General features: G+C 64.5%; 19 protein-coding genes and 4 pseudogenes. 18 read left to right on the forward strand and 5 right to left on the reverse strand.

Annotation, left to right across the window (positions count from 1 at the left end; all coding sequences use genetic code 11):
- Positions 1-7: 7 nt before the first annotated feature.
- The 3 genes and pseudogenes from ACQVLG_RS08810 to ACQVLG_RS08820 all read right to left on the reverse strand — a co-directional run bounded on the left by ACQVLG_RS08810 (position 8) and on the right by ACQVLG_RS08820 (position 6,350).
- On the reverse strand, positions 8-1,465 hold the full coding sequence (locus ACQVLG_RS08810) for an ATP-binding protein (protein WP_474294030.1): 1,458 nt from the start codon (positions 1,463-1,465) through the stop codon (positions 8-10).
- Between the two features lie 146 nt (positions 1,466-1,611).
- Positions 1,612-5,210, reverse strand: a pseudogene (locus ACQVLG_RS08815) (indolepyruvate ferredoxin oxidoreductase family protein).
- Positions 5,211-5,409: 199 nt separating this feature from the next.
- Positions 5,410-6,350 (reverse strand): annotated as a pseudogene (locus ACQVLG_RS08820) (LysR substrate-binding domain-containing protein).
- Between the two features lie 169 nt (positions 6,351-6,519).
- Here ACQVLG_RS08820 and ACQVLG_RS08825 point away from each other — a divergent pair.
- Entirely contained in the window at positions 6,520-6,957 is a 438-nt protein-coding gene (locus ACQVLG_RS08825; RefSeq protein WP_474294032.1) for a DUF3391 domain-containing protein, read from the forward strand.
- A gap of 40 nt (positions 6,958-6,997) precedes the next feature.
- Positions 6,998-7,711, forward strand: coding sequence for an HD-GYP domain-containing protein (locus ACQVLG_RS08830; protein ID WP_474295586.1), 714 nt, complete (start codon positions 6,998-7,000; stop codon positions 7,709-7,711).
- Between the two features lie 122 nt (positions 7,712-7,833).
- Here the strand turns inward: ACQVLG_RS08830 and ACQVLG_RS08835 are convergent, their stop codons facing one another.
- Entirely contained in the window at positions 7,834-8,880 is a 1,047-nt protein-coding gene (locus ACQVLG_RS08835; protein ID WP_474294034.1) for a GGDEF domain-containing protein, read from the reverse strand.
- Between the two features lie 481 nt (positions 8,881-9,361).
- Here ACQVLG_RS08835 and ACQVLG_RS08840 point away from each other — a divergent pair, with 481 nt between their 5' ends.
- The 9 genes from ACQVLG_RS08840 (at position 9,362) to ACQVLG_RS08880 (ending at position 16,124) form a co-directional block, all read left to right on the forward strand.
- Positions 9,362-9,544, forward strand: coding sequence for a Flp family type IVb pilin (locus ACQVLG_RS08840; RefSeq protein ID WP_034752975.1), 183 nt, complete (start codon positions 9,362-9,364; stop codon positions 9,542-9,544).
- A 54-nt stretch (positions 9,545-9,598) separates the two neighbouring features.
- Entirely contained in the window at positions 9,599-10,132 is a 534-nt protein-coding gene (locus ACQVLG_RS08845; protein ID WP_474294037.1) for an A24 family peptidase, read from the forward strand.
- 93 nt (positions 10,133-10,225) lie between these two features.
- Positions 10,226-11,038, forward strand: a complete 813-nt coding sequence (locus tag ACQVLG_RS08850) for an ATP-binding protein (protein WP_474294039.1) — start codon at positions 10,226-10,228, stop codon at positions 11,036-11,038.
- Complete coding sequence (locus ACQVLG_RS08855; protein ID WP_474294041.1) at positions 10,986-11,600, forward strand: P-loop NTPase family protein; 615 nt, start codon at positions 10,986-10,988, stop codon at positions 11,598-11,600. Before ACQVLG_RS08850 ends, ACQVLG_RS08855 begins: the two co-directional genes overlap by 53 nt.
- Positions 11,597-12,454 (forward strand): Flp pilus assembly protein CpaB, encoded by an 858-nt coding sequence (gene cpaB, locus ACQVLG_RS08860; RefSeq protein WP_474294043.1) that lies wholly within the window; start codon positions 11,597-11,599, stop codon positions 12,452-12,454. Before ACQVLG_RS08855 ends, cpaB begins: the two co-directional genes overlap by 4 nt.
- A gap of 18 nt (positions 12,455-12,472) precedes the next feature.
- Positions 12,473-13,903: a type II and III secretion system protein family protein gene (locus ACQVLG_RS08865; RefSeq protein WP_474294045.1), complete on the forward strand. Its 1,431-nt coding sequence runs from the start codon at positions 12,473-12,475 to the stop codon at positions 13,901-13,903.
- A gap of 16 nt (positions 13,904-13,919) precedes the next feature.
- Positions 13,920-14,222 (forward strand): hypothetical protein, encoded by a 303-nt coding sequence (locus ACQVLG_RS08870; RefSeq protein WP_474294047.1) that lies wholly within the window; start codon positions 13,920-13,922, stop codon positions 14,220-14,222.
- Positions 14,212-15,645 (forward strand): pilus assembly protein TadG-related protein, encoded by a 1,434-nt coding sequence (locus tag ACQVLG_RS08875; protein WP_474294049.1) that lies wholly within the window; start codon positions 14,212-14,214, stop codon positions 15,643-15,645. The genes ACQVLG_RS08870 and ACQVLG_RS08875 overlap by 11 nt, the downstream gene beginning before the upstream one ends.
- On the forward strand, positions 15,642-16,124 hold the full coding sequence (locus ACQVLG_RS08880; RefSeq protein ID WP_230540245.1) for a TadE/TadG family type IV pilus assembly protein: 483 nt from the start codon (positions 15,642-15,644) through the stop codon (positions 16,122-16,124). Before ACQVLG_RS08875 ends, ACQVLG_RS08880 begins: the two co-directional genes overlap by 4 nt.
- Here ACQVLG_RS08880 and ACQVLG_RS08885 read toward each other — a convergent pair.
- A complete protein-coding gene (locus ACQVLG_RS08885; RefSeq protein WP_474295927.1) occupies positions 16,117-16,257 on the reverse strand; it encodes a hypothetical protein in 141 nt (46 codons plus the stop codon). The two genes, ACQVLG_RS08880 and ACQVLG_RS08885, sit on opposite strands and share 8 nt — an antisense overlap.
- Here ACQVLG_RS08885 and ACQVLG_RS08890 point away from each other — a divergent pair.
- From ACQVLG_RS08890 to ACQVLG_RS08920, 7 genes and pseudogenes are all read left to right on the forward strand, one after another.
- Positions 16,213-16,458, forward strand: coding sequence for a hypothetical protein (locus tag ACQVLG_RS08890; RefSeq protein WP_474295587.1), 246 nt, complete (start codon positions 16,213-16,215; stop codon positions 16,456-16,458). The two genes, ACQVLG_RS08885 and ACQVLG_RS08890, sit on opposite strands and share 45 nt — an antisense overlap.
- Positions 16,398-16,721 (forward strand): hypothetical protein, encoded by a 324-nt coding sequence (locus ACQVLG_RS08895; protein WP_474294051.1) that lies wholly within the window; start codon positions 16,398-16,400, stop codon positions 16,719-16,721. Before ACQVLG_RS08890 ends, ACQVLG_RS08895 begins: the two co-directional genes overlap by 61 nt.
- Positions 16,722-16,773: 52 nt before the next feature.
- Positions 16,774-17,942 (forward strand): annotated as a pseudogene (locus tag ACQVLG_RS08900) (CpaE/TadZ family protein).
- 57 nt (positions 17,943-17,999) lie between these two features.
- Complete coding sequence (locus ACQVLG_RS08905; protein ID WP_077408925.1) at positions 18,000-19,346, forward strand: TadA family conjugal transfer-associated ATPase; 1,347 nt, start codon at positions 18,000-18,002, stop codon at positions 19,344-19,346.
- A 14-nt stretch (positions 19,347-19,360) separates the two neighbouring features.
- The gene (locus ACQVLG_RS08910; RefSeq protein ID WP_474294053.1) at positions 19,361-20,341 is read left to right on the forward strand and encodes a type II secretion system F family protein; all 981 of its coding nucleotides are present in this window, start codon (positions 19,361-19,363) and stop codon (positions 20,339-20,341) included.
- A gap of 13 nt (positions 20,342-20,354) precedes the next feature.
- Positions 20,355-21,295 (forward strand): annotated as a pseudogene (locus ACQVLG_RS08915) (type II secretion system F family protein).
- 97 nt (positions 21,296-21,392) lie between these two features.
- Positions 21,393-22,379, forward strand: a complete 987-nt coding sequence (locus ACQVLG_RS08920) for a LytR C-terminal domain-containing protein (RefSeq protein ID WP_474295589.1) — start codon at positions 21,393-21,395, stop codon at positions 22,377-22,379.
- The last annotated feature ends 56 nt before the right edge of the window (positions 22,380-22,435 follow it).

The raw sequence follows: 22,435 nt of genomic DNA on the forward strand, positions 1-22,435 counted from the left end.
CATCAGTTCATGCCCAGTATGGGACGTATTCCGCGAATTTATTGCCGCTGGTGCTGTCCTTGCGCTTGATGCGTCCCGCTGCGACAGCATCGGCAATCAAGTTGGTGATTTGATTGCGCTGGCGCTCGCTGACCTTGAAGCGGGTACGCAAGGTGGTATTGGTCAATGTCTGGCTGGAAAAATACTGCAAAACGGCATGTTGATAGCAAGCTTCCACGCGCTCGACCTGCGCCATGTCGGCGAACTGCCTTGGCGCGTACAAGGTGACTTGGAAACCATTTTCCAGTGGCGTGAAGAGGACGGGCGGCATGCCGAATAACTCGACGGCCGAGACCACTTTTTGGAATCCCGTACCCCTTTCTTCACAGATCCGATATTGCCGAAATTTGGATGCCAGCAATTCATTGCGTGACTCTGGTGTCGTACCGATCAGACGGTCAAGGCGCTTGCTTGGAAGCAGTGTCCCCGGATTGGTGAAGGTGATGCGGTCGTCGTAGATTTCTATAGTAGGGCCAGCGCCTGTGACGTTGAAATCCTGGTGGATCAAGGCATTCGCGATTAATTCGCGTAGCGCAATTTCAGGATAGAGGCTAACTTGCTCACGCAGGGATTGCTGGATCACTTCCGAATGTGGCAGGACGCGCAGTAGATAGCCGATCAAGCCTTCGAAACCCACTGCATAGCCTTTGTTGCCGCGAACTTCATCAATTGTATCGACTTTGTTGGTGCCGCTATAACGGATGACGCGAATACGTTTACGACTGAGGTGCGTGAAGTGCTCCAACTCACGCGCTGCTGAGATACCACCGAAATGCGTAATGTAGTAGCCGCTGCCATCGGGAATGACCATATTTTCCTCCTCCAGCCAGCGCATCAGCTCAAAGCTGTCGTCAGGAAGAGGGCGTTGCAAGAGTTTGGAAATGGTCGCCAGATCGAGATGTTCGATGACTTCATCGGCAGAAAGCAGGGGTGTCGTTCGTAGTTCCTCCCAGCGGGGAGCATGGCTGTTGAGCATGAGTGCACCAACTTCCGATCGAGATGCTTTACGACTTGTGCCACCCGATCTTATCCATGTTTCTTCAATACTCTTGCCCCTGCGATGTGCGGGCTTGTCTGCTTGTTCACGGATATAAACGAATAATAAAGGAACGGTGTCGTATTCGACTACTGCATGGTCGAGGATAAGAGGCGGCTCAACTGCATCGCGGCCCAGATTGGTCAACTGCAAAATGGTTTCTTCAACTTGAGTTTGCTCAACTCCCATCAGCGCAGCTCCAGCGTCTGCGATGCCATAGACCATATAGTCGCCGTGCGGACAATTGGAGAAGGCGATCAGATGTTCGATTAAGCGCTCTTTGTTGCCGGACAACGATAGTTTCCAGTCCAGTTCATTGATCTCATGGGGCACGGGATCCCGACTGGACTTAAGCAGCGCTATTGCCTGGACGACCCAATGTTTTGCCATGTGATTGTAAGTGGCTGATTTTTATGGTTATTTTGCGTCTGTCGTTTTTCTGGTGTGATAAAGCGAGTGAAATAAATGGCAGGATCAGGATAGTGAATTAAACGCTGCCAGGCAAGCCACCTGGCAGCGTTGTATTCCAGAGTTACCTAGGCTGCGTGCTTGCTCCCATCAGCCAGCTTTGCCAGCAACCTCGCCTTGTCCTTGCGGTAAGTATCGACGGCCGCTTCCTTGACGTGGCCGAAGCCGCGGATTTTCTCGGGCAGGGTCGCCAGTTCCACGCAGGTGGCAATATTGTCCGCTGTCAGGTTCACCAGCATGCCGGCCAGCAGTTCGCGGTACTCGACGATCAGCGCGCGTTCCATCTTGCGCTCGGCCGTATAACCGAAGATGTCGAAGGTGCCGCCGCGCAAGCCTTTTGCTTTGGCCAGCAGCTTGAAGGCGCGCCACATCCAGGAACCGAACTCCGCTTTCACCAGATGCCCTTTTGCATCTTTCTTGGCGAACAGCGGCGGCGCCAGGTTGAATTTCACGGAGAAGTTGCCTTCGAACTGCTGCTGCAATTGCTCCACGAAACGGCCATCCGTGTACAAACGCGCCACTTCATACTCGTCCTTGTAGGCGAGCAACTTGAAATAGCTCTTGGCGACAGCCGTCGACAGCTTCTGGCCCAGTCCCAGGGCATTCTCGCGGTCGCGTACCTGTTTGACCAGGGTCAAGTAACCATCCGCATACGCGGCGTTCTGGTACGCGGTGAGGAATTCCACGCGCTTTTTCACCAGGCTATCCAGGCTTTGCGGCATCTGCACGAGGATCGCTTGCGACGGCGTGGCGATTTGGGTCACCTTGCGCACGTCGACGGCGGCGCGGCGGCCCCACAAAAAGCTTTTCTTGTTCGATTCGATGCCGACGCCATTGAGTTCAATGGCGCGCAGCAAGGCCGCTTGCGTCAACGGGATGCGGCCCTTTTGCCAGGCGTAGCCGAGCATGAACAGGTTGGCGGCGATCGAGTCGCCCATCAGCGCGGTAGCCAGTTTTGTGGCGTCGATAAAGTCGGCAGCATCCGCGCCGCCCACGGATTCTTCGATCAGCTGGCGCACTTCCGCCGTTGGATATTGCCAGTCGGCATTTTGCGCAAACGTGCCCGGCGGCTGTTCGTGCAGGTTGACGACGGCCAGGCTTCTACCCGGGCGCATTTTCGACACGGCATCCTGCGCGCCGGCCGTCAGCATGTCGCAGCCCAGAATCAGGTCCGCTTCGCCCGTGGCGATGCGCTGGGCGCGGATGTGCGCGGGGGACTTGGCGATCTTCACGTGCGAGGTGACGGAACCGTTCTTTTGCGACATGCCCGTCATGTCCAGCACGGACGCGCCCTTGCCTTCCAGGTGGGCCGCCATGCCCATCAGCGCGCCCACGGTGATGACGCCCGTGCCGCCGATGCCGTTGATGAGGATGTTGTACGGCGCGTCGCAGGCAGGCAATTGGGGTTCCGGCAGCGGGCCGAAGTTGTCCGTCTCGCCCGCTTTACTCGCTCCCGTCTTGGTTTTTTTCAGGCTGCCGCCTTCGACGGTGACGAAGCTGGGGCAGAAACCCTTGGCGCACGAGTAATCCTTGTTGCACGAGGATTGGTCGATGGTGCGCTTGCGGCCAAATTCCGTCTCTTTCGGCAGGATCGACACGCAGTTCGATTGCACGCCGCAGTCGCCGCAGCCTTCGCAGACGGCGTCGTTGATGACCATGCGTTTCGGCAAATCGGGATACTCGCCTTTTTTCCTGCGCCGGCGCTTCTCGGCGGCGCAAGTCTGGTCGTAGATCAGCACGGACACGCCTGGTACCTCGCGCAATTCGCGCTGCACGGCATCCATGTCCTTGCGGTCGTGCAAGGTCAGGTGGGCGGGCAGGTTGCTGCGGTCGCTGTAGCGTGATAAATCTTCCGTGACCAGGGCGATGCGGGCGATGCCTTCGGCCGCCACCTGCTGCGCCATCATCGGTACGGTAATCAAGCCGTCCACGGGCTGGCCGCCCGTCATGGCGACGGCGTCGTTGTACAGGATTTTATAGGTGATGTTGACCTTGGCCGCCTGGGCGGCGCGGATGGCCAGGTAGCCCGAATGAAAGTAGGTGCCGTCACCGAGGTTCTGGAACACGTGCGGCAATTCGGAAAATGCGGCTTGCCCGATCCACGGCGCGCCTTCACCGCCCATGTGCGTGGTCAGCTTGTTCATTTCCGGATAGATCGAGGTCGCCATCACGTGGCAGCCGATGCCGGCCAGCGCCAGGCTGCCGTCGGGCACCTTGGTCGACGTGTTGTGCGGGCAGCCGGAGCAGTAGAACGCGGGGCGGAAAGGCGTATTCACGGCCTTTTTCAATACCGCATCCTTGGCGTCGAGGAAACTTAATCTCGCCTTGATCAGGTCGCAGGTGACGGGGTCGGAAATCAGGCGCGCGATGCGGCTGGCGATGACACGCGCCACTTGCGAGACGGAAAAGTCGGCCTTCGAGGTCAGCAGCCATTCGCCGCGCGGCGCCACCCATTCGCCTTTTTCGTCGAACTTGCCGATCACGCGCGGACGCACGTCGTCGCGCCAGTTGTACAGCTGTTCCTTGAGCTGGTATTCGACGATCTGACGCTTCTCTTCTACCACGAGAATTTCATCGAGACCTTGCGCAAACTCACGCACGCTGTCCGGCTCCAGCGGCCACGGCATGGCCACCTTGAACAGCCGCATGCCGACATCGGCCGCCATCTGCTCGTCGATGCCCAGCTCTTCCAGCGCTTCCAGCACGTCCAGATACGATTTGCCGGAGGCAATGATGCCCAGCTTGGCGTTCGGGCTGTCGATGGTGGTGTGTGGTTGAGCTTGTTTTCGCGCGCGTAGGCCAGGGCCGCATAGATCTTGTAATCCTGCATCAGCGCTTCCTGGTTGCGCGCCTGCTGGCCCAGCGGGATGCTCGACAGGCGCGCGTTCAGGCCGCCTTCGGGCATGACGAAGTCTTGCGGAATTTTCACTTCCACGCGGAACGGATCGGCGTCGATGGAAGCCGACGATTCGACCGTGTCGGCCAGGGCCTTGAAGGCTACCGTGCAGCCGGAAAAGCGCGACATGGCCCAGCCGTGGATGCCCAGGTCCAGGTATTCCTGCACATTGCATGGATACAGGACGGGGATCATCGAGGCGGAGAACAGATGGTCGGACTGGTGCGGCAGGGTCGACGAATACGCGCCATGGTCGTCGCCGGCTACCAGCAGCACGCCGCCCAGTTTCGAGGTTCCCGCATGGTTCATGTGCTTGAAGACGTCGCCGCAGCGGTCCACGCCCGGGCCCTTGCCGTACCACATGGCGAACACGCCGTCGTACTTGGCCGGGCCGATCAGGTCGACCTGCTGCGAACCCCAGACGGCCGTGGCCGCCAAGTCTTCGTTGACGCCGGGCACGAACTGCACGTGGTGCGCTTCCAGCTGTTTCTTGGCTTTCCACAGGTTTTCATCGAGGCCGCCCAGGGGCGAGCCGCGGTAGCCGGAAATGAAGCCGGCCGTGTTCAGGCCCGCGGCCTGGTCGCGCAGGCGCTGCATCATGGGCAGGCGCACGAGGGCCTGGATGCCGGACAAGAAGATGGCGCCGGAAGTGGCCGTGTATTTGTCGTCGAGGCTGACGGTGGTCAAGCGGGAAGTGTCGGGGGGCGTAGATGGCGCGGCACCGGCGTTTCTAGCGAACGCTACGGAGCCGTTTTCCGTGGTCACGGACATGGCTGTCTCCAAAAGGGTGTTTCAGATGACGGCTGTACAAGGGACGCGCCCGGTAAGGCGCGCACTGTGCAGACGGGACGGCCGCGTGTGGGCGGCACATAATAACTATTTTAAAAATTTAAAATAATTAATGTGGTCAGTGTAGAACGAGTCAGGAGTGGGGGCAAATACGCTTTGGCGATGGGGGTATAAGAAATACTTATGCCGTGGGCGAGAGCACGTGCGCCCCCACCCAGCGCCCGCTGCCGCACAGCTCGGCGGCCACTTGCAGCACGAGGTGCTTCACGGCGTTGCCCGCATTGGTGAGGGGAATGTTTTTCGAGGCGCACAGGGCCACCGTGCGCGACAGCACGGGGCTGTGGATGGCGTAGCTGCGCATGGCGCCGCTGTCGAGTTCGGCCAGCAGCGGGGCGGCGGGCAGGATGGTGGCGCCCATGCCGGCCAGGATGGCCGATTTCAGGATGGCGATGGAGTTGATCTCGATCACGTTCGCCGTCTCCAGGCCCAGTTCGCGGGCGCGGCTGTCGATGCGGGGGCGCACGCCGTGCTGCAGGCCCGGCAGGATCAGGGTGGCGCTCAAGGCTTGCTGGAACGACACGGCAAGGCCGGCGGCGCGAACGGCGAATCGCTGCGGCAAATAAAACGCATCTCTTCTTCCACCAGCGGGCAGCAGGAAAACGGCGTCAGCTGGCCATCGTCGAACAGCACGGCCAGGTTGATGCGGCCCGATTTGAGCTGTTCATTGAGGTTGCCCGTGATTTCTTCCGTCAGTTGCAGGGTGATCTCGGGATAGCGTTCGCGCGCGGCCAGCAGCAGGGGCAGGGCCAGGGCGCCGGAGATGCTGTGCGGCAAGCCCAGGGTGACATTGCCGGACGGCCGCGTGGCGCTTTGCGTGACGGCCGAGCGGGCGTCGGCCACCTGTTTCAGGATCGCCTGCGCATGTTCGTAGAATACCTTGCCCGCGTCCGTGCTGAGCACGCCCTGGGCCGAGCGGTGCAGCAGCTGCACCCCCAGTTCCTCTTCCAGCTGGCGCAGCTGCTGCGTCAGGGCCGGCTGCGCCACGTGCAGGACCAGGGCCGCGCGCGACAGCGAGCCGTGGTCGACGATGGCAACAAAGTAGCGTAATTGGCGCAGTTCCATGGGTTCCAGAAGCGGTACGGTGATCGGAAAAATTGCGCCGCGGCGCCGAACGCGGCCAGCAGAATAACAATTTTGTTATACTCATTCTAGCCCCTTCGGTGCTCCAGACGCGTATTTGTGGGATGACAGCATGCTCAAGAAAGTTGATTCGTCTCAATTAAAAGTGGGCATGTACATTCATGACCTCAGCTGCGACTGGATGACGCATCCCTTCGTGCGTAACCGTTTCCTGTTGCGCAGCGACGAGGAAATCCGCAAGATCGTGCAGGCCGGCATTCACGACGTGGTGATCGACAGCGGCAAGGGCCTCGACGTGCAGGACGCGCCCACCGTGGCGCAGGCGCGCGCCGAGACCGAGCGCGAACTGGTGCAGATCGCCGCGGCGGCGCCGCCAGTGGTCACGCGCGTGTCGCTGGGCATGGAACTGGCCCGCGCCACGCAGGTGCGCCGGCAGGCAGCGAGCCTGGCGCACGGTGATGGCCGATGTGCGCCTGGGCAAGGCCGTCGAGCTCGACCGTGTGCAGCACACGGTGCAAGATATTACCGAATCGATCCTGCGCAATCCCGGCGCCCTCGTCGGCTTGCTGCGCATCAAGACCAAGGATGACTACACCTTTTTGCATTCCGTCAGCGTGTGCGCGCTGCTGGTGGCGTTTTGCCGCTCGCGCGGCATCGATGCGGCCACCACGCACCAGGCCGGCCTCGGTGGCTTGCTGCACGACACGGGCAAGGCCCTGGTGCCCGACAGCGTCCTGAACAAGCCCGGTCCATTGACGCCGGAAGAATTCGCCCTGATCAAGCGCCATCCGCGCGACGGCTACGACATCCTGCGCCAGTCGCCCGAGCTGGGCGCGATTCCCCTCGACATCGCCCTGCATCACCATGAGCGGCGCGACGGCAGCGGCTACCCGGACCAGCTGGCCGGCGACGCCATCAGCGAGCTGGCGCAGATGGCCGCCATCGTCGATGTGTATGACGCGCTGCTGACGTCGGACCGCAGCTACCACAAGGGCATCGCGGCCGCCGAAGCCCTGCGCAAGATCTATGAATGGAGCAAATTCCACTTCAACCCCGTGTTTGCGCAGGATTTCATGCGCTGCGTGGGCATCTATCCGGTGGGCACCATGGTGATGCTGGAATCGGGCCGCCTGGCCGTCGTCGTCGAGGCGCACGAGAGCAATCTGCTGGCGCCGAAAGTGAACGTGTTTTTCAGTACGAAAAGCAAGACCTACATCAAGCCCGAAACGGTCGACCTGTCGCGCGGCTTCGGCTTCGGCGGCGCCGACAAGATCGTCGGCCATGAGTCGGCTGCCAGGTGGCAGGTCGATCCCATGCGCTTTCTCTCCCTCGCGGATGCCTGATCAGGTTTTTTGTTTTTGACTGAGAGCGCCTGAAAAACGTTCAGGGCAAGGCGCAGGCGCGAAGACAGTACGACCAGTACGGCGAGCGCCTGCAACGCCGCGATGGACGTTTTCTCAGGTGATCAGAAAAATTCCGCCGTATCGTTCGAGGCGATAGTGGTAAGCAAGCCCTTGGCGACCAGCTCGTCATAGTGGCAAGCCAGGTTGCGGCCATGGCTCTTGGCGTAATACAAGGCCTGGTCGGCGCGGCCGAGGATGATGACGGGCGCTTCGTAGGCGTTGATGCTGACGAAGCCCACGCTGACGGTGACTCGGCCCACTTGCGGGAAGTCGTGCGCTTCGACATTGGTGCGGAAGCGGTCGATGATTTTCTGCGCATTTTCCAGGGTGATCGAGCGCAGCAGCACGACGAATTCCTCGCCGCCGAAGCGGAAGATGCGGTCTTGCGAGCGGAACGACGATTGCAGCTGGTTGGCGATCAGGATCAGCACTTCATCGCCATACAGGTGGCCGAATTTATCGTTGACCAATTTAAAATGGTCGACGTCGATCACGGCCAGCCATTGCCGTTCCGTATCCGTATGGTGGCGCCGCTCTTCCTCGACGGGACGCGGCCTTTCCGCTTCCGGTTCGCCGCGGCTTTGCAGGATTTTCGCCAGCTGGTCGTCGAAGGTCTTGCGATTCAACAAGCCGGTGAGCGAATCGCGTTCGCTGTAGTCGAGCAGGTTCTGGAAATTGCGGTACACGCTGACGATGCCGCCGATCACCTGGATGGTGGCGCCCGTGTAGGGCGTGGGGTTGGTGATTTCCAGGCAGGTGGTGACCTGGTCGCCGATCCAGATGGGCAGCCATAGCAGGTGGCGGCCGTCGGCGCACAGGGTGTCGGCGCTCGCCTCGTGGCGCGCGATGCAGGCGGCCAGGGCCGGGTACTCCGACAGCGGTTCACCCGGCAGCGCAGGATCGGCATTGTCTTCCATGCGGGCAACGCTGCCCGCCACGATGATGGCCCGCGACCGCACGAACACCTGGCCACGCACGCTGGTCAGGGCCAGCACACGGGTCTGCGACGCGGAAGCGAGTTCCTGGACCGCCGAGATCACGGAGATGTCGAGCATCGTGTGGTCGCGGTGCCCGGTCATATCCACCATGTGTTTCAGTAGGGAATCCATTGTCGTTCTCTGGAAAGTAGTCACACAAGTGTCGTCATAGCAGCATTGCATCAAGCAAGAGCATGTTCGCGTCCGTCTACAAGAAGCCAAGATTTATTTGGTGGCATGACGCTCTGTACCGCCGGGCGAGAGGCCTTTCCAAAGAAGAGCTAAGCAGGATAATGTCTTTTTGCCTAATAGGCAATTAACGTATGCAATATTTCATGTAAATACATGAGATTAGGGCAGCGCGTTGCAAAAAACTTGCCCTGACGCAGACTTTCAATCCTGATCGCAACATTTGTTTGCGCCAGTCGTCATTTCAACAGGGTTTGATAATTTCCATATGGAAACTTGTGGCGCGTCAATTTGCCAAAACGTAGACGCTTTATAGTCAATGCAATGGCGCAGAAATTTACGGCAGGAAACATATTAGCAGGAATGGGCAATGTTTCACACCCGATTGCGCCAGGGACTTGTGATTCACTTTTGGGAGCTTGTCATGCATACCTTCCTGTCGGCAGTACAGCAGTTTGTCAAGGATGAGGATGGCATTACGGCAATCGAATACGGCTTGATTGCGGCCTTGATGGCTACCGCCATCACGGCCGGTTTCTTGCTGATCAAGACCAACTTGCTGGCCGTCCTCACCGACATTTCGTCGAACCTGGTGTTGACGCCCTAAGCGGGTGCCCGCTGCTGGCCGGCCGGCAGCGGGTTTTTTTTCGGGAGGTATGCCATGCCTGCAACTGCCTTGTGCGACCTGCTGTTGTTGTGTTTTGTGACGGCCGCCGCCGTCAGTGATTTGATCCGCCGCAAGATACCGAATGGTGTGGTGTTGTCCGGCATCCTCACCGCGCTGGCCCTGCATTTGTGGCTGTGGCCGCAAAGCGTGCCGTCGCTGTGGCTGGGCGGCATGGCCACGGGCTTTTTCCTGTTTTTACCTCTGTACGTGCTGCGCGGCATGGCCGCCGGCGACGTCAAGCTGATCGCCATGGCGGGCGCCTTTGCCGGCCCCTGGCCCGTGCTGCAGATCTGTTTCGCCACGTTTGTGCTGGGCGGCCTGATGGCCGTGCTGATGATCACCTGGCAGGGCAAGTGGCGCGCCTGCCTGGGCAATCTGCGCCAACTGCTGTGGCCGATGATCGCGCGCATGGCCGGCATTCCCCTGGCGCCAAACGCACGGGGCAGCGGTGCCAGCGTGGGCAACATGCCGTACGGCCTGGCCATCGCCCTCGGTTGCCTGCTGGTGCAAGGGCGGCATTATTTCTGATTGTCATTCATTGCTCTTGATCAATGGGCGCCAGTCCCCGCTCGCTAGAATGAATTCTGTTCAATGCAGTCCTAACCGGCTTGGAGATGCAGCATGACCGAGGTCGACTATTCCATGAGCACCGAGAGTGCGCCGCGCCCTGCCGACGCGAACCTGATGCCGCCCTTGCCGCCGCAGCCGAAGAGCTTGCGTGAAACGGGACTGGAGCGGCCGCTGGTGGTCGAACTGATCGCCAAGCTGATGTTTGTGGGCGGCAAGACGCATCTGTCCGCCCTGACGACGCGCTTGCGTCTGTCGATCAATGTCTTGCGCGAAGTGCTCGATTTCATGGTGACGGAGCAGATGGCCGAGGTGGCCTGGCGCGGCGAATCCGATATCGACGTGCAGTACCAGTTGACGGGCGCCGGCAAGCAGCGCGCCAGCGCCTTCCTCGAACGCTGCGCGTATATTGGCGCCGCGCCCGTCACCCTGGAAGCGTACCGCGCCATGGTGGCGCGCCAGTCGTGGCTGGCGCAGGAACAGCGCGTCGGCAGCGACGACCTGGTCGCCGTGCTGGGCGGCGCCCATGCGGGCCCGGGCATGCTCGACGTGGTCGGCGCGGCCCTGCATTCGGGACGCTCGCTGCTGCTGTACGGTCCGCCCGGCAGCGGCAAGTCGACCCTGGCGCTGCAGCTGGGACAATTGCTGCACGGGGCTGGTGGCCGTGCCCTACGCCATCATCGTCGGCCAGGACATCATTCAATTGTACGATCCGGCGCAGCATCTGCCGCCCGCGCCGCAGCATGTCAGCCATGCGCGCCAGGCGCTGGAGCGGCGCAGCACGGACATCCGCTGGGTGCTGTGCCAGCGTCCCGTGATCCACGTGGGCGCCGAGCTCGACGCCGGCACGCTGGAATTGCGGCATGACGCCAGCGGCGGCTGCTACCAGGCGCCGCCCCATGTGCGGGCCAACAACGGCATGCTGATCATCGACGACCTGGGCCGCCAGCGCCTGGGCGCGCAAGAACTGCTGACGCGGCTGATGCAGCCGCTGGCGCGCGGCAGCGACCAGCTGGGCCTGCCCGGCGGCGTGCAGGTTAGCGTGCCCTTCGACAATGCCCTCGTGCTGGCCACGAATGTACCTCCGGGCGAGCTGTTTGACGCCGCCTTGCTGCGCCGCATCGGCTACAAGGTGCAGGTGGGGCCGCTGACCGAGAGCGCCTATCGTGCCTTGTTCCGTCAGCAATGCCGCCTGGCCGGCATGGCCATCGACGAGCCGGCCCTGAACCATCTGCTGCAGCTGCATGGCGCGCAGGGGCGGCCCTTGCTGGCCAGCTATCCGCAGGAATTGCTGGCGCGCATAGGCGACTTTGCTGGCTTTGCCGGCAGCGAAGCGCGCCTGACGGTGGGCGCCCTGGAGCAAGCCTGGAGCAGCCTGTTTGCCAGCTGCGACATGCCGGCCGCCAGCCTGTGCGAGCGCATCGCATGAAGAACCGGCGCGCCATTCTGATGATGGGCCTGGCAGTCGTGCTGGGCTTGCTGGCCGTGCTGCTGGCATCGCACTGGCTGCTGCGCCAGACGCCGGCCGGCAAGGGCAAGATCGTCGTCGCCGCCAGCGATGTCAACCTGGGCCAGCGCCTGACGCCGGACATGCTGCGCCTGGCCGAGTGGCCGGCCGAAAGCTTGCCGCAGGGCGCGCTGCAAGACCCGGCGAAACTGGCGGGACGGGTGCTGAAAACGAGCGTGCTGCGAGGCGAGCCGCTGAGCGAAGCCAAGCTGGCGCCCGTGGGCACCCTGGGCGGCCTGTCGGCCCTGATCACGGAAGGGCGGCGCGCCATCACCGTGCGCGTCAACGATGTGATCGGCGTGGCCGGCTTCGCCTTGCCGGGCAACTATGTCGACATCATCGTCAGCACCCAGCAGGATGCCGGCGACCGCGCGTTTCCGCAAAGCCGCAACATTTCCAAGATCGTCCTCGAACGCATCCTCGTGCTGGCCGTGGCGCAGGAAGTGGGGCGCGACGAGACCAAGCCGCGCGTGGTCAATGCCGTGACCCTGGAAGTGACGCCGGAACAGGCGGAAAACCTGGATCTGGCGCGCAGCGTGGGCAGCCTGTCGCTGGTGCTGCGCAACCAGGTCGACCCGCAGCCGGGCGTGACGGAAGGCGCCACCAAGCTGACCCTGCTGGGCGGGCCGCACGAAGCCGCCGAGCCCGCTCCGGCCGCCGCGCCCGTGCCGGCCGCCGCGCCGCGCCCGGTGCGCGTGGCGAAGGCGCCGCAGGAAGCAAAGCGCCAGTGCAGCGGCGTTATCGACGGGACGCGCCAGTCGCGCGAATGTTTTTAGCCAACCATGGACACGCTCATGAACCGCGCCCTGCTGACACTGTGCTGCCTGCTGTTGCCACTTGCCGGCGCGGCGGCCGATCCTGGCCCGCGCTGCGGCGGTGACGCGGCTACGCCCGGCAACTTGCAGCTGCAGGTGGGCAAGTCGAGCATGCTGCGCCTGCCCGAGGCCGTGCTCGCCCGCAGCGTCGGCAACCCGGCCGTGCTGCAAGCCATGCTGGTGGCGCCCGACACCTTATATGTGGTCGGCGTCGACGTGGGCAGCACGAATATGATCATCCAGGGCAGAAGCGGCGTGTGCAGCGTGGTGAACGTCAGCGTCAGCATGGATCCGGCCGGCCTGCAAACGACCCTGGCGGCCCTGATGCCGGAAGAAAAAGCCATCCGCGTGACGGCCGTGGCCGATACCCTGGTGCTGTCGGGCACGGTGCAGGATGCGGGCGCCGTGCTGCGCGCCGTCGAGCTGGCGCACGCGTATGTGCGCCGCGCTACGCACGCGCTGGCGCTGCCCAAGCCGGCCGATGGCACGGCCTTGCCGCTGGCGGCCGCCGCGCCCGGCGGCGCGGGCAGCGCGAACAGCCGCGTCATCAATATGCTCGACGTCAGCGCGCCGCAGCAGGTGATGCTGGCCGTGCAGATCGCCGAAGTGTCGAAGTCCTTGCTGGAGCGGCTGGAAGTGGGCGCCACCCTGCGCTTCGCCTCCGGCAGCTGGGCCACCACCTTGCTGTCGAATTTCCTCAGCGGCACGGCGAACGGCTTGCTCGACGTGCGCAAGTCGAATGGCCAGCAGCTGACCATCGAGGCGCAGAAACAGGATGGCCTGGTGCGCATCCTGGCTGAGCCGACGGTGATGGCGATCAGCGGCCCGGAGGGCAGTTTTCTGGCCGGCGGCAAGATCTTCATTCCCGTCGGCCAGGACAACAACAAGATCACCCTGGAAGAGCGCGAATACGGCGTCGGCCTGCGTTTTACCCCGACCGTGCTGTCGGGCGGGCGCATCAACCTGAAGGTGGCGCCGGAAGTGTCGGAACTGTCGCGCGAGGGCGTGGGTATTTCCGCCGCCGGCGTCAGCGGACGCTCGATTTTGCCCGTCATCACCACGCGGCGCGCCTCGACCACGGTGCAGCTGTACGACGGCCAGAGCTATGCCATCGGCGGCTTGATCAAGAACAACCAGGTGAGCAACATCACGGGCGTGCCCTGGCTCAGCGAGCTGCCGATCCTCGGCGCGCTGTTTCGCAGCACGGATTTCCAGCATGACCGCACGGAATTGCTGTTCGTCATTACCGCGCACCTGGTGAAACCCTTGCCGGCCGATGCCGTGCTGCCGACGGCGCAGCTGGCGCCGCCCTCGCGCACGGATCTGATGTTGCACGGCAAGATGGAAGGGACGCTGGCGCCGCCGTCCGTGCCGCCGCCGCGCGCGGCCAACGGTTTCGAGTTGAAATGAGACGGGGAGACACGCCATGCCGAATTCGCTCCTGATGACGTTGCGGCGCCTGGCGGCGCTGCTGGCGGCGCTGCTGCTGGCCGCCTGCACGCACGGCAGCACGCCGCGGCTGGACGAGCGCTTCGGCGACGCCGTGCGCCTGGCCATGGCGCAGCAGGTGCGCGAGCCGGCCGGCGCCGTCAATCGCACGCCGGCCGATGGCCTCGACGGCGCCAGCGCGCACGCCGTCATGCAGCGCTACCGCGCCTCGTTTGCGGAACCGAACGGCCAGGCGCCCCAGCCCGTGCAATTCATGCTCGGAGGCGGCAATGGCAAGTAGACGCCAGGGCCAGCGCGGGGCGATGCTGATCGCCTTTGCCGTCCTGCTCATCCTGGTGCTGGGCTTTGTCGGCCTGGCGCTGGACGTGGGGCAAGTCATCGGCCGCCGCAAGACGGAATTGCAGAACCTGGCCGACAACGCGGCGATGGCGGCGGCGGCGGAACTGGTGGGCACGCCCGAAGGCTTGCTCGCTGCCGTGGACAAAGCCAAGCACAGTGCGGCCGACCGCAGCGCCTGGCGCCGCCGCATGGAGGGCGCCGTCCTGTCGGATGCCAGCATCCGCTTCGCCAGTGCGCCCGACGCGCCCGCCAGCGCATGGCATGCGGCGGGCAGTGTGCCCGATCCCGCCACGGCGCTGTTCGTGCGCGTCGATACGCAGGCCAATGACCCATCGCTGGGGCGGGTGGCGACGGCCTTCCTCGGTGCCTGGTCGCCCGCGCTGCGCACCCTGGACACGGGCGCGCGTGCCGTGGCGGGCCATACCAGCCTGCGCCTGATGCCGCTGGCCATCTGTGCCTTGTCGTCCAGTGCGGCCAGTCCGCGCACGAATACGGCATTGCTGCCGGCCGTCGAGCTGCTGGAATATGGTTTTCGCCGCGGCGTGGCGTATAACCTGTTGAAGCTCAATCCGCACGGCCCGGGGGCCGAACATTTCGTGCTCAATCCGCTGGGCCAGCCGGGCGTGGTGGGGTCGTCGCTGCAGGTCAGCGACGCGAGCGTGTTGCCGTTTGTCTGCAGCGGCATGGTGCTGTATCCGCGCATCGGCAGCGCCCAGGTGCACGTGCACCGGCCGTTTCCCGCCACCATGTGGCCGGCCTTCAACGCGCGCTTCAACCAGCATGCGGGCAGCGGCTGCGATCCTGTCGTGGCGCCGCCCGACACGAATATCCGCGCCTACCCGAACACGGCCGCGAACTGGTGGATGACGAACACGCCCGATGCGCCCAGCGCCCTGAGCACGGGCAACCCGCTGTTGTCCGTGGCCGATCCGGAATCGAACGCCACGCCACCCAGCGTCGGCAGTTATGGCCCGCTATGGTCGTTTGCCAGGGCGGTGAAATACAGCAGCCCGAAGCCGGCCGGCGGTTATCTGCCGTTTGCCACCAGCGACTGGCCCAAGCTGTATCCCGCTACGCCGGCGGCGCCGGCCGCCAAGTCCAATTATCCGACCGATAAATCGCCATACCTGACGCCAGCCTACCAGACGGCGCCGACCAGTAACACGGGCGTGGCGCAGCGCCGCCTGCTGCACATTCCCCTGCTGGCCTGTCCCGTGCCGGCCGGCAGCGACGTGCTGGCCCAGGTGCGGGGCATCGGCCGCTTCTTCATGACGGCGCCGGCCAGCAATGGCGTGCTGAGCGCCGAATTTGACGGCCTGGCGGCCGAGGGCACGCTGGCCGGTCCCGCGGAGCTGCTGCAATGAGGCCGCCCTGCCGCGCGGCGCGCCGCCAGGGTGGAGTCGCCGCCATCGAGCTGGCGCTGATCCTGCTGTTTTTCATGGCGCTGCTGCCCTTCGTGCTGCTGTTCGGTCGCGCGTTCTTCGCCTATACGGCCTTGCAGAAGGGCGCGCATGACGCGGCGCGCTACCTGGCGACCTTGCCGCTGTCGCAGATGGCCAACGGCGATGCTATCGTGCAGCACAGCGATTTTGCCCGTCAGCTGGTGCTCGATGCGATGGTCGAAACGGCGCCGCACATGAAAGCGCTCAGCGTCAGCCTCGATTGCATCTATGCCGACGATTTCTATAACTGCGGCAGTTATCCGAAGGCGCCGCTGCAGGTGCGCGTCAAGGTCACCATGGAAATACCCACCGGCTTTCTGCCTGACCTGACGCGCGCGTGGCTGCCGCAGCTGGCGTCCATCCCCTTGCGTGCGAATGCGACCTTGCGCTATGTCAATTAACCCGCCTCCACGCCGGCAGCGCCAGGGCGGCGTTTTCGCCGTCGAGTTCGCCATGCTGGCGCTGCTGTTCTTCCTCTTCCTGTTCGCCATGCTGGAAATGGCGCGTGCCGTGTACGTGTGGAACATGGTGCATGAAATCACCCGGCGCGCGGCGCGCGCTGCCGCCGTCACCGATTTCAGCAATGCCGCAGCCTTGCAGCCGTGCGCACGCAAGCCGTGCTGCGCGCCACACCGGGTGCGCTGCCGCTGGGCGGCGGCCTCGGCGACGCGCATGTGCGCATCGATTATTTGTCGGAGGACAGCGGTGGCGCCGCGCTGGCGGCGGTGCCGGTGACGGTGATGCCGGGCTGCCCGCAACGCAACCGCATCAATTGCCTGAACGATCCGCATGGCGCCAGCTGCATCCGCTTCGTGCGCGCGCGCCTGTGCCAGCCGGGTGTCGGCACGCGCTGCGAGAGCGTGCCGTACCGGCCCATTTTGCCGTTGCTGGGCGTGATGTTCCCCTCCGGCGCAGGCGCCATACGTTTGCCCAGCGGGATCACCATGGCGGTGGCCGAGTCGCTGGGTTATCCGGACAATCCCGGTTTTTGTCCATGAGCGCCGCTCTGCTGGCGCAGCCGAATGTATTGCCTTGAATGAAGGAGGGGCGATGAAAGCCTTGATGATTACCCGCGACGCCAGCTTGCACGACGAAATCGCGGCGCAAGGCGCGGCCCGCATGCCCGTGCTGCGGCTGCTGGAGCGGCGCAGCGGCTTGCGCGACGCCGTCGAGCGCATGCAGCCCGAAGCGCCCGAGCTGGTGATCGTCGACGCCAGCGGCATCGATGCCGACGAGGCCGACCTGCTCGAGCGCCTGGCGCGCCAGTATCCGCTGGCCGTGCTGATGCTGCTCACGCGGGGCCAGCAGCAGGATGTGCTGATCCGCGCCATGCGCGCCGGCATGCGCGAAGTGCTGCAGCTGCCGCTGGTGCACAAGGCCTTCCACGAGGCGATGGACCGGGTCGATATCCAGGCCGGCGTGACGCAGATGCGCGACGGCAAAGTGCTCGCCTTTATCTCTTGCAAGGGCGGCAGCGGCGCCACTTTTTTATCGACGAATTTTTCCTACGCGCTGGCCAGCCTGGCCGGCTGCAAGGTGCTGCTGATCGACCTGCACGGCCAGTTCGGCGACGCCACTTTGTATGTCTCGGACCAGAGCCGGCCATGACCCTGTCCGACATCTGCGCCCAGATCGCGCGCATGGACGGCGCCTTTCTCGCCTCGTGCCTGGTGCACGTGACGCCGAACTTTGGCGTGCTGGCGGCGGCCGACGACCCCGCGCACAAGGTCGACATGCAGCCCGAGCACATGGACCGCATCCTGGCCGTGGCGCGCCAGCACTACGACTACATCGTGCTCGACGTGGGACGCCAGATCGATGCGCTGTCGCTGCGCGCGCTCGACAACGCCGACACCATCTATCCGGTGCTGCAGCTGGCCTTGCCCGACATCCGCGACGGCCGGCGCCTGCTCGACATCTTCCGCTCGCTCGGCTACCCGGGCGAGCGTTTGCGCCTGATCGTCAACCGCTATGAAAAGGGCGGGCGGCTGCGCCTGGCGGACCTGGAGCAGGCGCTGGGCGCCGAAGTGGTGCACACGGTGCCCAACGATTACATCGCCGCCACCGATTCCGTCAACCAGGGCATCCCGCTGCTGCAGCTGTCGCGCACCAGCGCCGTGGCGCGCAGCCTGGCCGAGCTGGTGGAACTGGTGACGGCACGCCGCGTGACGGAAAGCCGCGGCCTGTTCGACCGCCTGTTCAGCCGCAGCGAGGCTTGACGGGGCGGCAGCTGAATTGTGTCAAGGCTCCCGCCGGGAGCCATCATGGGAGCCGAGATGACCTTACGCGAACGCCTGGCGGCAAATGAAACGGTGCGCCCCGCCACGAATGGACAAGGCGCGCTGGCGCTGCACGCCTACCAGGAACTGAAAAAGACCATGCACCAGACGATACTCGACCGTATCGACCTGGAACGCCTGAAACGCCTGACGGCCGAGCAGTTCAAGCACGAGCTGGCGCTGCTGGTGCAGCGCGTGATCGAGGAAGAGCGCATCGTGCTGAACCAGCACGAGCGGCATAGCCTGGTGCTCGACATCCAGCACGAGATGCTGGGCTTTGGTCCGCTGGAACCGTTGCTGGCCGACGCCAGCGTGTCCGACATCCTCGTCAATACCTGCGACAAGGTGTACGTGGAGCGCGGCGGGCGGCTGCAGCTGACGGACGTGACCTTCCACGACAATGCGCACCTGATGAAGATCATCGAAAAGATCGTCTCGCGCGTGGGACGGCGCGTCGACGAATCGAGCCCGATGGTCGACGCGCGCCTGCCGGATGGCTCCAGGGTCAACGCCATCATCCCGCCGCTGGCCGTCGACGGGCCGATCCTGTCGATCCGGCGCTTTGCCGTGCAGCCTTTGACGATCGCCAACCTGCTCGACTATAAAAGCCTGACGCCGCCCATGGTGCAGGTGCTGCAGGCGCTGGGGCAGGCCAAGGTCAACATCCTGATCTCGGGTGGCACGGGCAGCGGCAAGACGACCCTGCTCAACGTGCTGTCCGGCTTCATTCCCGGCAGCGAGCGCATCGTCACCATCGAGGATGCGGCCGAACTGGCGCTGCGCCAGCCGCACGTGGTGCGCCTGGAAACGCGCCCGCCGAATATCGAAGGCAAGGGGGAAGTAAGCCAGCGGGCGCTGGTGCGCAATGCGCTGCGCATGCGGCCCGACCGCATCATCCTGGGCGAGGTGCGCGGCGCAGAGGCGCTCGACATGCTGCAGGCGATGAACACGGGCCATGAAGGGTCGCTGGCGACCATCCACTCGAACACGGCGAGGGATGCGCTGGCACGGCTGGAAAACATGGTCGGCATGGCCAGCGTGAACCTGACGCCGCGTGCCACGCGCCAGCAGATCTGCTCGGCCGTGACGGTGGTGATGCAGGTGTCGCGCCTGACGGACGGCGCGCGCAAGCTGGTCAGCCTGCAGGAAGTGACGGGCATGGAAGGCGACATCATCGCCATGCATGAAATCTTCCGTTTCGAGCAGACGGGCGTCGATGCCGCGGGCAAGGTGCTCGGCCACTTTTGCGCCACGGGCGTGCGGCCCCGCTTCACTGAGCGCCTGCGCATGTTTGGCGCGCCGGTTCCGGACAGCGTCTTTGACCCGGACCGCATCTACGAATAGAGGGGGGACGCATCATGGATCTGGTCTTCTACGGCTTCGCCGTGCTGCTGTTCGCCGCCTGCATCCTGATGGTGGAAGGCGCCTGGCTGTGGTGGTCGGGCACGCACGGCAGCGCGGCGCGGCGCATCAACCGGCGCTTGCAGCTGATGGCGGCGCGCGGCGAAGCGGGCGGCGAGCGGGTCTCCATCCTCAAGCAGCGCCGCTATGCGCGTTCGCCCGGCCTGGAGCGGCTGCTGCGGCGCATGCCGCACATGGCGCGGCTGGACCACCTGCTGCTGCAATCGGGCTTGTCGTGGTCGGTGGCGCAATTCCTCGGCGGCGCGGGCGGCTTGCTGCTGCTGGCGCTGCTGTGGCTGGCCATCTGGCCCATGCCGCTGCCGGGCGCCTTGCTGCTGCTGGGGGTGGCGGGCGGCGGGCCGTACATGGTGGTGCTGCTGCGCGCGCGCGCGGCGCGGCTGAAGAAGATCGAGGCGCAATTGCCGGAAGCGGCCGATTTCCTGGCCCGCGCGCTGCGCGCCGGGCACTCGTTTTCGAATGTGCTGCAGATGGTGGGCGATGAACTCAATGAGCCGATCAGCGGCGAATTCAAGATGGCGCACGAGGAGATCAATTACGGCGTGCCGATGAACGAGGCGCTGCAAAACCTGGCCGCGCGCATTCCGCTGACGGACTTGCGCTACCTCGTCATCGCCGTGCTGGTGCAGCGCGAATCGGGGGGCAATCTGGCCGAGGTGCTGGTCAGCATCGCGCGCATCATCCGCGCCCGTCTGAAGCTGCTGGGGCAGGTGCGCGTGCTGTCGGCCGAGGGACGCATGTCGGCCTGGGTGCTGGGACTGATGCCGGTGGTGATGATCGGCGTCATGGCGCTGGTCAACCCGCAATACATCCGCCTGCTGTGGACCGATCCGAGCGGCATAAAACTGCTGTGGTACGCGGCCGGCATGGTGGCATTGGGTGTCGTCTGGATGCGCAATGTGATCCGCATCAGGATATAAAACCGGAGGTGGCATGAGCGGTGCACAATTGCTGTTCCTGTTGATCGTCTTCGCCGTGGTGGTGGCGCTGGCCCTGCTGGCGTGGCTGATCTTCTTTCCCGGCGCCCTGCGCCAGCGCCTGTTCGGTTCCATGGCGCCGGCCGCCAGCGACGCGGTGGTGGAAAACGGCTGGGTGGAGCGCGTGGCGCGCGTGGCGCAGCCGTTCAGCAAATTGTCGCTGCCGGAAGAGGGCTGGGAGCGCTCGCCGCTGCGCACGCGCTTCATGAACGCGGGCTGGCGCCAGGCCAGCGCGCCGGCCCTGTACTTCGCCGCGAAAACCGTGCTGGCCCTGCTATTCCCTAGCGTGCTGGGCCTGTATGCGGCCAGCGCCATGGCGGCGCAGCTGCGCAGCGTGTGCTGCTGTTGCTGCTGTGCGTCGGCGCCACCGTCGGCTATTACCTGCCGAACCTGGTGCTGGCCAGCACGGCCAAGCGGCGCCAGCGCGACATCTTCGAAAACATCCCCGACGCGCTCGACTTGCTGACCGTGTGCGTGGAAGCGGGCCTGAGCCTGGAGCGCGCGCTGGTGAAGGTGTCGGGCGAAATCCACATCAAAAGCGTGGTGCTGGCGCAGGAATTGCAACTGGTGCTGATGGAAATGCGCGCCGGCTTTTCCAAGGAAAAGGCGCTGCGCAACCTGGCCCTGCGCAGCGGCGTGGAAGACGTCGACACCCTGGTCGCCATGCTGATCCAGTCGGAGCGCTTCGGCACCAGCATGGGCGATTCGCTGCGCGTGCATTCGGAAAACCTGCGCGGCAAGCGCAGCCTGCTGGCCGAGGAGGCGGCAGCGAAGATCGCGTTAAAACTGCTGTTCCCGCTGATTTTTTGCGTCTTTCCCACCCTCATGCTGGTACTCATGGGGCCGGCCGTGATCGAAGTCTATCGCGTGCTCGTGCCGGCCATGGCCAACCGCTGAAAGGAGTCACCATGCGCTGACGCTTTCCCGCCTGGCCGCCGCCTGCGCCTGTCTTGGCCTGGGCGCCTGCGCCAGCCATACGGCGCACGCGCCGCCGCTGCCGCCCGACGCCGATGCCGCCTACGTCGCGGGACGCCAGTATTTTGACGCTGGCAACCTGCCCGCCGCGCAAGCGGCCTATGAACAAGCGCTGCGCCATGCGCCGCGCCACGTGAATGCGCGCAACGGCCTGGCCGTGCTGCACGCGCAGCGCGGCGAGCACACTGCCGCCATCGCCCATTGGCTGGCCTTGACGCAGGAGGCGGGCACGCCGCGGCCGCAGCAGGCATATCTGTTCAGCAATCTCGGCCGTGCCTATTATCTGAGCGGGCGCAATGCGCTGGCGTTGACTGCGCTGGAACAGGCGTGTCTGCTCGATCCGCTCAATGCGCTGGCCTGGCAGCACCTGGCGCAGGTGCTCGAACGCCTGGGACAGCATGAGCGCGCGGCCGTCATGCGGCGCCAGGCGGCCAGCTTGCAGGAACACGACCTGCGGCGCGACCTGGCCTTGTTGCGCGCTGAAGCGCCGCCGCAGGGCGTGCCCGCGCCCGCGCCGCCGCAGGAGGCGCCCGCCATGGCGCGCATCGAGATCACGCAAGGCGACGGCATGGCCCGCTTGCGGCGCGTGCCGGCAGCGGCGCGCGGCGCGCCCGTTGCCGCCCCGGCGTGGACCGTGACGGCGGCTGCCGTGCCGCGTCCGCGCCTGGAAATTGTGAATGGCAACGGCGTGCCGGGCATGGCTGCCGCGCTGGCGCGCAGCCTGGCTGGCGCGCCCGTGCAAGTGGTGCGCCTGGCCAATGAAATCAGCTTCCAGGTGGCGCGCACGCGCGTCGAATACCGGCCCGCGCAAGAGCAGGCGGCGCGCCAGCTGGCCCGCCAGCTGGGCACGCAGGTGAAGGCCCAGGTGCAGATCCAGGCCGCCGACTGCCCTGCCAGCGAACTGCGGCTGATACTGGGGCACGACCTGAGCGACCCTGCCATACTGCACCGCTATTATCTGCAGCAGCTGCAACTGGCGCGCCAGGCGCTGGCGCGGCTCGGTTAACACGCCTTGGCTGGCATGAAACAACACGCGGCGCCTTGGCGGGCGCCGCGTGTTGT

Source organism: Janthinobacterium sp. TPC_1, from assembly GCF_056037845.1.

Coding starts and splice junctions, on each gene's coding strand:
- ACQVLG_RS08825 (WP_474294032.1), top strand. CDS start 6,520: ATGTACATTCATGACCTCAGCTGCGACTGGATGACGCATCCCTTCGTG.
- ACQVLG_RS08810 (WP_474294030.1), bottom strand. CDS start 1,465: ATGGCAAAACATTGGGTCGTCCAGGCAATAGCGCTGCTTAAGTCCAGT.
- ACQVLG_RS08875 (WP_474294049.1), top strand. CDS start 14,212: ATGGCAAGTAGACGCCAGGGCCAGCGCGGGGCGATGCTGATCGCCTTT.
- ACQVLG_RS08870 (WP_474294047.1), top strand. CDS start 13,920: ATGCCGAATTCGCTCCTGATGACGTTGCGGCGCCTGGCGGCGCTGCTG.
- cpaB (WP_474294043.1), top strand. CDS start 11,597: ATGAAGAACCGGCGCGCCATTCTGATGATGGGCCTGGCAGTCGTGCTG.
- ACQVLG_RS08910 (WP_474294053.1), top strand. CDS start 19,361: ATGGATCTGGTCTTCTACGGCTTCGCCGTGCTGCTGTTCGCCGCCTGC.
- ACQVLG_RS08845 (WP_474294037.1), top strand. CDS start 9,599: ATGCCTGCAACTGCCTTGTGCGACCTGCTGTTGTTGTGTTTTGTGACG.
- ACQVLG_RS08905 (WP_077408925.1), top strand. CDS start 18,000: ATGACCTTACGCGAACGCCTGGCGGCAAATGAAACGGTGCGCCCCGCC.
- ACQVLG_RS08885 (WP_474295927.1), bottom strand. CDS start 16,257: ATGCACCATGTTCCACACGTACACGGCACGCGCCATTTCCAGCATGGC.
- ACQVLG_RS08880 (WP_230540245.1), top strand. CDS start 15,642: ATGAGGCCGCCCTGCCGCGCGGCGCGCCGCCAGGGTGGAGTCGCCGCC.
- ACQVLG_RS08850 (WP_474294039.1), top strand. CDS start 10,226: ATGACCGAGGTCGACTATTCCATGAGCACCGAGAGTGCGCCGCGCCCT.
- ACQVLG_RS08865 (WP_474294045.1), top strand. CDS start 12,473: ATGAACCGCGCCCTGCTGACACTGTGCTGCCTGCTGTTGCCACTTGCC.
- ACQVLG_RS08835 (WP_474294034.1), bottom strand. CDS start 8,880: ATGGATTCCCTACTGAAACACATGGTGGATATGACCGGGCACCGCGAC.
- ACQVLG_RS08840 (WP_034752975.1), top strand. CDS start 9,362: ATGCATACCTTCCTGTCGGCAGTACAGCAGTTTGTCAAGGATGAGGAT.
- ACQVLG_RS08890 (WP_474295587.1), top strand. CDS start 16,213: ATGCTGGAAATGGCGCGTGCCGTGTACGTGTGGAACATGGTGCATGAA.